This is a genomic window from Streptomyces sp. (assembly GCF_031178505.1).
Lineage (GTDB): Bacteria > Actinomycetota > Actinomycetes > Streptomycetales > Streptomycetaceae > Streptomyces > Streptomyces gulbargensis.
In genome coordinates this window covers 1-5,429 of sequence record NZ_JAPSIW010000488.1, presented here as the reverse complement: position 1 = coordinate 5,429, position 5,429 = coordinate 1, and the positions used below count along the sequence as shown (strand labels likewise).

At 74.4% G+C, this 5,429-nt stretch carries 6 protein-coding genes and 5 tRNA genes; 5 read left to right on the top strand and 6 right to left on the bottom strand.

Annotated elements, in window-relative coordinates:
• Nucleotides 1-367, top strand: a 367-nt coding sequence (locus RIF68_RS26015; protein WP_309053728.1) for an SAM-dependent methyltransferase, incomplete at its 5' end; no start/stop codon positions are given.
• A 58-nt stretch (nucleotides 368-425) separates the two neighbouring features.
• Entirely contained in the window at nucleotides 426-1,241 is an 816-nt protein-coding gene (locus RIF68_RS26010; protein ID WP_309053727.1) for an RNA methyltransferase, read from the top strand.
• Nucleotides 1,242-1,256: 15 nt separating this feature from the next.
• On the opposite strand, the gene RIF68_RS26005 is transcribed toward RIF68_RS26010, so the two are convergent.
• Complete coding sequence (locus tag RIF68_RS26005; protein WP_309053729.1) at nucleotides 1,257-2,402, bottom strand: serine/threonine-protein kinase; 1,146 nt, start codon at nucleotides 2,400-2,402, stop codon at nucleotides 1,257-1,259.
• Between the two features lie 531 nt (nucleotides 2,403-2,933).
• Here RIF68_RS26005 and RIF68_RS26000 point away from each other — a divergent pair.
• The 3 genes from RIF68_RS26000 (at nucleotide 2,934) to RIF68_RS25990 (ending at nucleotide 4,764) form a co-directional block, all read left to right on the top strand.
• Nucleotides 2,934-3,101, top strand: a complete 168-nt coding sequence (locus tag RIF68_RS26000; protein WP_309053726.1) for a hypothetical protein — start codon at nucleotides 2,934-2,936, stop codon at nucleotides 3,099-3,101.
• 315 nt (nucleotides 3,102-3,416) lie between these two features.
• Complete coding sequence (locus RIF68_RS25995; protein ID WP_309053725.1) at nucleotides 3,417-4,433, top strand: aminoglycoside phosphotransferase family protein; 1,017 nt, start codon at nucleotides 3,417-3,419, stop codon at nucleotides 4,431-4,433.
• A gap of 46 nt (nucleotides 4,434-4,479) precedes the next feature.
• Nucleotides 4,480-4,764 (top strand): zf-TFIIB domain-containing protein, encoded by a 285-nt coding sequence (locus RIF68_RS25990; RefSeq protein ID WP_309053724.1) that lies wholly within the window; start codon nucleotides 4,480-4,482, stop codon nucleotides 4,762-4,764.
• A gap of 54 nt (nucleotides 4,765-4,818) precedes the next feature.
• Here RIF68_RS25990 and RIF68_RS25985 read toward each other — a convergent pair.
• From RIF68_RS25985 to RIF68_RS25965, 5 genes are all read right to left on the bottom strand, one after another.
• Nucleotides 4,819-4,890: transfer RNA gene (locus tag RIF68_RS25985), tRNA-Val, on the bottom strand.
• 28 nt (nucleotides 4,891-4,918) lie between these two features.
• A tRNA-Val gene (locus RIF68_RS25980) sits at nucleotides 4,919-4,990 on the bottom strand.
• A gap of 34 nt (nucleotides 4,991-5,024) precedes the next feature.
• A tRNA-Val gene (locus tag RIF68_RS25975) sits at nucleotides 5,025-5,096 on the bottom strand.
• Between the two features lies 1 nt (nucleotide 5,097).
• Nucleotides 5,098-5,171, bottom strand: a tRNA-Cys gene (locus RIF68_RS25970).
• Between the two features lie 41 nt (nucleotides 5,172-5,212).
• Nucleotides 5,213-5,285, bottom strand: a tRNA-Gly gene (locus RIF68_RS25965).
• Between the last annotated feature and the right edge of the window lie 144 nt (nucleotides 5,286-5,429).

Here is a 5,429-nt window from a genome sequence, read left to right as displayed (position 1 = left end):
CGCGGCCGGCATCCCCGTCACCCACCGGGGCGTCGCCCACGAGTTCACCGTCGTCAGCGGCCACGTCGCCCCCGACGACCCGCGCTCGCTCGTCGACTGGGCCTCGCTCGCCAAGCTCACCGGCACGCTGGTGATCCTCATGGGCGTCGACAAGATCGGGAAGATCGCCGAGGCGCTCGTCGCCCACGGCAAGGACCCGGGCACCCCGCTCGCCCTGGTCCAGGAGGGCACCACCGCCGCCCAGCGCCGGGTCGACGCCACCCTCGCCACCGTGGCGGAGGTCGTCAGGACCGAGGACGTGCGCCCGCCCGCCGTCATCGTGATCGGCCCGGTCGTCGCGGAAGGCCCCGGCAAGCCGCTCCGCTGACCGGCGCCCGCCCCCCGCTCCTTTTGGCACTCCACCCCGGACAAGGCAGCATCACCCCATGGCCGAACTCATCACCATCGACGATCCCGACGACCCGCGCCTGCGCGACTACACGGGGCTGACCGACGTCGAACTGCGCCGCCGCCGCGAGCCCGCCGAGGGCCTGTTCATCGCGGAGGGCGAGAAGGTCATCCGCCGGGCCCGGCAGGCGGGTTACGCGATGCGGTCGATGCTGCTCTCGGACAAGTGGGTCGACGCCATGCGCGACGTCATCGACGAGGACCCCGCGCCGGTGTACGCGATCCAGCCGGACCTCGCCGAGCGGGTCACCGGCTACCACGTGCACCGGGGCGCCCTCGCCTCCATGCAGCGCAAGCCGCTCCCGGACGCCGCCGAACTGCTCGCCGGTGCCCGGCGGGTGGCCGTCATGGAGTCGGTCAACGACCACACCAACATCGGCGCCATCTTCCGCAGCGCCGCCGCCCTCGGCATGGACGCCGTCCTGCTCTCCCCGGACTGCGCGGACCCGCTCTACCGGCGCTCCGTCAAGGTCTCCATGGGCGCCGTCTTCTCCGTCCCGTACGCCCGCCTGGAGAGCTGGCCCCGGGGACTGGAGACGGTACGGGAGGCGGGCTTCAGGCTGCTCGCGCTCACCCCGGCGGAGCGGGCCACCGCGATCGACGAGGCCGCCCCGCACCGGCTGGACCGGGTGGCGCTGATGCTCGGCGCCGAGGGCGAGGGGCTCTCCCCCCAGGCCCTGCGGGCCGCCGACGAGTGGGTCCGCATCCCGATGGCCCACGGCGTGGACTCGCTCAACGTGGGCGCGGCGGCGGCCGTCGCCTTCTACGCCGTCACCTCGGGCCGCCCGGAATAGCTCCCCGGCCCGGGCCTATCCCTGGAGCGCCTGCGCGGCGGCGATCCCCAGGGCCACGACCAGCGTCACCACGACGAAGACGAAGAGGCGCTGCCGCAGCAGTCGCGGATTGGCGGGACGCCGGCCCGTGGACGTGGAGCGGGCTCCGGGGCGGGACTGCGGATTGCGGGAACCACCGGTCCGGGGGCCGCCCGAGGGCCGCGACGACGGCCCCGTACCGCGCCCCCGCTCCGGGGACCGGCCCCGGGTGTCGCGCTCCGTGTACCGCTCGGTCGGCCGTACGTGGCCGCGCTCCTCGGTGCGGTCCCGCTGCGCCGGCGGGCGGGAGGCCGGCAGCCCCTGCGCCTCGCGGGCCGCGATCTCCTTCAGCCGCATCGACAGCTGGAGCGTGCTCGGGCGCTCCTCCGGGTCCTTCGCCAGGCAGGCCCTGATCAGCGGCGCGAGGGCGTCCGGCACCCCCTGCAGCTGCGGCTCCTCGTGCACCACCCGGTAGAGCATGACCTCCGAACTGCCGTGCCCGAAGGGGGAGTCGGCCATGGCCGCGTACGCGAGGGTGGCGCCGAGCGAGAAGACGTCCGTGGCCGGGGTGACCGCCGCGCCGCGCACCTGCTCGGGCGCCAGGAAACCGGGCGAGCCGACGGCGGTGCCGACATGGGTGAGCGTGCTGGCCCCGGTGGCCCACGCGATGCCGAAGTCGATGATGCGCGGGCCCTTGGGGGAGAGCAGGATGTTCGAGGGCTTCAGATCCCGGTGCACCACGCCCGCCTCGTGGACGGCGACGAGGCCCTCCGAGAGCGCGGCTCCGATCGCGGCCACGTCCGCCGCCCGCAGGGGGCCCTCCTCGGCGACCCGGTCGTGCAGCGACGGGCCGGGCACGTACTGGGTCGCGAACCACGGGCGCTCGGCCTCCAGATCGGCCGCCACCAGCCGGGCCGTGCACCCGCCGCGGATCCGCCGGGCCGCGGACACCTCACGGGCGAACCGCGACCGGAACTCCTGGTCCTCGGCCAGATCGGGTCGGATCACCTTCAGCGCCACACGCTGTCCGCGCCGGTCGGATCCGAGGTACACGACCCCCATCCCTCCGGCCCCCAGCCTGCGGTGGAGGCGGAACGACCCGACGATCCGCGGATCCTCGCGCCGGAGCCGCATCATCGCCATGTCCGTCCCCTCGTCCGTTCGACGTGGCACAGCTTACGTAGTGGCGCCCCCGCGTGCTCATAGGCCGCGCCCTCACGCCCGGATCGATTGTCAGTGCTGAGGGGGACACCGCCCGGGCGGTCCGCGTCCGCTCCGCGCCAACACCCGTCGTGATCGGTCGACTTGACGTGTCGTCCGGGCGGGGGGAGCGCGCCCGGGCCCGCCGCCCGAGGCTCTCGCGGGACGGCGGGGACGGGCCGGGTCCGGGGACGTGAGCGACGTCACCCCGTAGGGCTTCTTCGGCCACCCGGTGGCCGGTTCCCTGCCTCCCCTCCGCCCCGCTCCGGGAAGTCCCCCACATCTCCGCCGCCGTCTCCACCCAGGGGAGTACGCCGGGGGCCCGGGCGTCATCCTCCGGGAGGCCCGCAAGTCGGTACGCGGGCATGACGTCCCGCCGCTCCCGGCTCCCTAATGTTGAGGTCAAGCGGCGGGTGCAGCACTCGTCCCCCGAGGTCCCGCACCCGCCGCGCCGGACACGACAGGAGAGGAACCATGGCCTACACGGCACCGCGGTCGACACCCCGCCCTTCGGGACACCGTCACCCCCTGGTGGCCACCGCCATGGTCCTCCCTCTCGCGGCCCTGCTGGTGGTCGTCTTCGGCGGCTGGGAAGCGGTGGTCACACAGGCGTCGTCCGTGGGCGTGATGCTGGGGCGCTGAGCGGCGCCCCGGACCCGGGAGAGCGGCCCGGGTCGGGGACATCCGGCCAACAGCCCCGTGGGGACGGGGGTGCGGCGGACGGCAACGCGAGGCCGGTCAGCTGGGGAGCTGACCGGCCCTCGCGCATGTCCGGCCCTGTCCGCAGGCGGTGCCGCGGACAGGGGCCTCCTCCACCGGGCGGGCGCCGGCACGCCACCGGACGACCGGGCGGTACGCGCTCCCCGCCCGCCGCGCGGTCTCCGGGCGGGGCCCCGCCGGCGGCTCCGCGCCCCCTCGCCCCTCGGCGGCCGGTGCCCCACCGCGTACGCTCCCCGCGTGGAGACCGCAGCCCCGAACCAGCCCGACGTGCCCGCGCGGCTCGCCGTCCTCGCCCGTGCCGCCGCGCACGGGACCGGCCGCCCCTGCGACTGCGCCGGGGGGCTGCTCCGGGTGCTCGCGGACCGGGCCGACGGAACCGTCGTCAGGCACGGGGCGCTCGTGGCGAAGGCGCACGCCCCCGACACCGACCCCGAGGGGCACCGTGCCCGGCTCGCGCTCGCCGCGCACCCGTCCGTCGCCGGGATCTTCCTGCCGCCGCTCCCGCTCCCGCTCCGGCCCGCGGGCGGCCGGGGCACGGGGGACGACGGCACCGCCGCCGAGGTGGCCGGCCGGCCCGTGACCGTCTGGCCCTACGGCCCGCCCGTGGACCCGGAGAACCCCGAAGCCGCCCCCTGGGAGGAAGCGGCCCGGCTCCTGGCCCTGCTGCACCGCACTCCTCCGCCGCGCGCCCTTCCCGCGCCCCTCCCCGCGATGCGCGCCCCGGTGAAGGCCGCCCTCGCGGTCGACCGGATGCGGGGGACCGCACCGGACCACCCGGCAGCCGCGACCGTCCTGCGCGCCTGGCGGACGGTCCCCGGGGCCCGGCTCGTGCCCGCGCCCCGGGACCGGTTCCTGTGCCACGGCGACTTCCACCTCGGCCAGCTCGTCCGGGACGCCCGCGATCCGGTGCACCGGCCCTGGCGCCTCATCGACGTGGACGACGCGGGCCTCGGCGATCCCGCCTGGGACCTGGCCCGCCCCGCCGCCTGGTTCGCGGCCGGACTCCTGCCCGCCGACGTGTGGTCCCGTTTCCTCGGCGCGTACCGGGCGGCGGGCGGACCCGCCGTCGGGGCCGACCCCTGGGACCGGCTCGACGTACCGGCCCGTGCCCTCACCGTCCAGACCGCCGCCCTCGCCCTGGCCAAGTCCACGGCGGAGGGCCGGCCGCTCGACGAGGTGGAGGAGGTGATGATCGACACCTGCGTCCGTATCGCCGGGAACCGAACCGACCCCGCCCCACCTGCGTCCACGTAAGGTGAGGTCATCATTCGAACGGCAACGGCAGGGAGTTGAGCCGAGCATGCAGTGTCCCAAGTGTCATGCGGCCATGCACACGTACAACCGCAACGGTGTCCAGATCGAGCAGTGCAGCGGTTGCCGGGGGATCTTCCTGGACTACGGCGAGCTGGAGGCCCTGACCCGCCTGGAGTCCCAGTGGGTCCAGCAGGCCCCGCCCGCCCCGCCGGCCGCCTACCCGGCGCAGCCCGCCCCCGCCGCTCCCGCCTGGGGCGCCCCGCAGCACGGCGGCCACCACGGCGGTCACCACCGTCAGCGCGGCTTCGGACGGATGCTCTTCTCCTCCTGAGCGCGCGAAGAAGCCCCCGGCCGCTGAGAGGCGGCCGGGGGCTTCTTCGTACGGTGCGCGATACTGGGATTGAACCAGTGACCTCTTCCGTGTCAGGGAAGCGCTCTCCCGCTGAGCTAATCGCGCGGGTGCACCCAGGGTGCGGGATACTGCGTGCGCGATACTGGGATTGAACCAGTGACCTCTTCCGTGTCAGGGAAGCGCTCTCCCGCTGAGCTAATCGCGCGGGGGATCCGAAGATCCGGGACCCGAAGATCCAGTGGACGATACTGGGATTGAACCAGTGACCTCTTCCGTGTCAGGGAAGCGCTCTCCCGCTGAGCTAATCGTCCTTGGAGGTGGAGACGGGATTTGAACCCGTGTAGACGGCTTTGCAGGCCGTTGCCTCGCCTCTCGGCCACTCCACCAGGAGTGTGATTACGGGGTCTCGGGAAGATCCCCCACATCGAGCGGACGACGAGATTCGAACTCGCGACCCTCACCTTGGCAAGGTGATGCTCTACCAACTGAGCCACGTCCGCTTGTCGTTTCCGTTCCGCTTGCGCGTCCCGGCGACGTGTTGAACTCTAGCGGATTCCTGGGCCAGTACAAAAACGCGTTTCCGCAGCGTGCTGACCTGCGGGCGGAACGGGGTGCCCGGGCGGGCCCGCCGGCGGGCCTGCGCC